At 70.3% G+C, this 2,708-nt stretch carries 1 protein-coding gene and 1 pseudogene; both read right to left on the minus strand.

Features of this window, described 5'->3' with window-relative positions:
• Positions 1-54: 54 nt before the first annotated feature.
• On the minus strand, positions 55-2,337 hold the full coding sequence (gene recG, locus ON39_RS22980) for an ATP-dependent DNA helicase RecG (RefSeq protein WP_040737522.1): 2,283 nt from the start codon (positions 2,335-2,337) through the stop codon (positions 55-57).
• Positions 2,338-2,708 (minus strand): annotated as a pseudogene (locus ON39_RS22985) (DAK2 domain-containing protein); the annotation flags it as partial.

Genomic DNA, 2,708 nt, shown 5'->3' on the forward strand with positions numbered 1-2,708 from the left:
AACACACCAGCATCGACCTGCCCTACCCGCGCGTCGGGCGCTGAGCCGAGCAGATCACGACTTGGCGAGGTACTCCAGGCGCTCGGCGTCGACGGCGGCATGCATCATGCTCGCCAGACCGGGATGCTTCTTCAGGCCGGGATCGGCCTCGACCACCTCGCGCGCGAGATCCTGTGCGGCGGTGATGACCTCGAGGTCGTCGAGCAGCGAGAGCAGGCGCAGCGAGCGCGCGGTGCCGGACTGGGCCGAGCCGAGCACGTCGCCCTCGCGGCGGGTGCGCAGGTCGAGCACGGCGAGTTCGAAGCCGTCGGTGGTCGCGGCGACCGCGTCGAGTCGCGCCATCGCCGAGCCGTTGGGCGCGGCATCGGTGACCAGCAGGCACAGGCCGGGATGCTTGCCGCGGCCGATGCGCCCGCGCAGCTGATGCAGCTGGCTGACGCCGAAGCGGTCCGCGTCGACGATCACCATGACGGTGGCGTTCGGCACGTCGACACCGACCTCGACGACGGTCGTGCAGACCAGCACGTCCACGGTTCCGTCGTTGAAAGCCCGCATCACCTGGTCTTTTTCGTCCGCGGGCAGGCGGCCGTGCAGCAGCCCGACGCGGAGCTCGGACAGCGGGCCGGTGCGCAGCATCTCGAAGACGTCGAGCGCGGCCTGCGTGGTCGGACCTTCCTTCTCGGGCTCGGCGGCCTTGGACTTACCGTTGCGGGACTTGCCCGTGCCCTCCTCGTCGTCGCCGATGCGCGAGCACACCACGTAGGCCTGCCGACCCGCCCCGACCTCCTCGACGATGCGTTCCCAGGCCCGGTCGACCCAGTTCGGATGTTGCCTGCGCGGAACGACTTTGGAGGTGATCGGCGAGCGGCCGCGTGGCAGCTCGGTGAGCGTGGAGGTCTCCAGGTCGCCGAGCGTGGTCATGGCGATGGTGCGCGGGATCGGTGTCGCGGTCATCACGAGCAGGTGCGGGCTGGCGCCGGACTTCGCCTTGGCGCGCAACGCGTCTCGCTGCTCGACGCCGAAGCGGTGCTGCTCGTCGACGACCACCATGCCGAGGTCGAAGAACTCGACGTTGTCCTGGATCAGCGCGTGCGTGCCGATCACGATGCCCGCCTCGCCGGTCATCGCCTCGAGCAGCGCGGCCTTCTTGGTCGCCGCCGACATCGAGCCGGTCACGAGCACGACCTTGGTCGCCTTGTCGCCCGCGCCGAGCTCACCGGCGTTGCCGAGATCGCCGAGCATGCCGCGCAGGGACCGATAGTGCTGGGCGGCAAGAACTTCCGTCGGCGCGAGCAGCGCGCACTGCTGTCCGGCGTCGACGATCTGCAGCATCGCCTGCAGCGCCACGATCGTCTTGCCGGAGCCGACCTCGCCCTGCAGCAGCCGGTGCATCGGATGGCTGCGCGACATGTCCGCGGAGATCTCCGAGATCACCCGCTGCTGACCCTCGGTCAGCTCGAAGGGCAGGCGCTGCTGGAACTCGGCGGCGATGCCGTCGGATCGCGGCGGGCACGGGCGCGCGGACCGGCCCGACACCTCGTGCCTGCGCTCGGCGAGCACGAGCTGCAGCGCCAGCGCCTCGTCGAAACGCAGCCGTTCCTGGGCCCGGTCGATGTCGGTCTTGCGCTCGGGCAGGTGGATCAGGCGCAGCGCGTCGGAGATCTTCAGCAGCGAACGCTCGGTCCTGAGCTCGTCGGGCAGCGGATCGTCGATCGGGTCCAGCTGATCGAGCACCTGGCGCACGCAGGCCAGCACGTCCCAGCTCTGCACCTTCGCGGTGGCCGGGTACACCGGGATGAACTCCCGCTCCATGAACGAGGTGTCCACGCCCTCAGCGCCTTTCGCGCTCTGCGCGAGCCCGCGCAGGTCGCCGCCGCCGCGCACGGTCTTCACCGCGCCGACCGACTCGTCGTCGGACTCGGGCAGGATCAGATAGCCGGGATGGCTCAGGTTCCACTGGCCGGGCCGCCAGTAGTTGACGGTTCCCGACATCATCGCCCGGAGCCCCTCCCGGACAACGTATTTCACCTTGTCGCCGTTGAAGAACGTGACGTCGACACCGCGCCCGGCGCCGGAACCGGTGTCCAGCACCACTTTCAGCAGCGACCCGCGCCGATTGCGCATCGGCCGCAGCTCGGCCTTGGTGACCCGGCCGATCACGGTGATGTGCGAACCGTCCTCCGGCTCCTCCTCGGTGAGCGGCTGACCCTGCGTCGCGTAGCGCAGCGGGTAGTGCCGCAGCAGGTCCTCCACCGTGTGCATGTCGAACGCGTCGACCAGCGAGCCCGCGGCCTTCGCGCCGAGGACATGGTCCAGCCGATCACCCAGGGTCGCCATCTACTCCACTCCGATCTGCACCAGATCCCCGTGCTGCCCACCGGAGTACACGGTGACCTCGACGCCGGGAAAGCTTTCGCCGATGTGTGCCACGAGTTCGCCGGCGAGTCCGTCCCGCGCCGCCGCACCCATCAGCAGGGTGACCAGCTCGCCGCCGAAGGCGAGCATCCGGTCCAGCAGGGTCCGGCCCGCCGCGCGCACGTCGTGGTCGATCACCACCACCTCGTGGCCGACCAGGCCGAGCCCGTCGCCCACCTCGCAGGTGCCCACCATGGTGAGCGCCCGCTCGCCCGCGGCGCGCAGCGAGCCCCACCGGGTGGTCGCGGCCGCCTCCGACATGGCGAAGGCGTCGTCGACGGCGATCCGGCCGC

It is taken from the genome of Nocardia tenerifensis NBRC 101015, from assembly GCF_000308715.1.
Taxonomy (GTDB): domain Bacteria; phylum Actinomycetota; class Actinomycetes; order Mycobacteriales; family Mycobacteriaceae; genus Nocardia; species Nocardia tenerifensis.

Excerpts from the sequence above, each read along its gene's own strand:
- recG (WP_040737522.1), bottom strand. The coding sequence starts at position 2,337 with ATGGCGACCCTGGGTGATCGGCTGGACCATGTCCTCGGCGCGAAGGCC.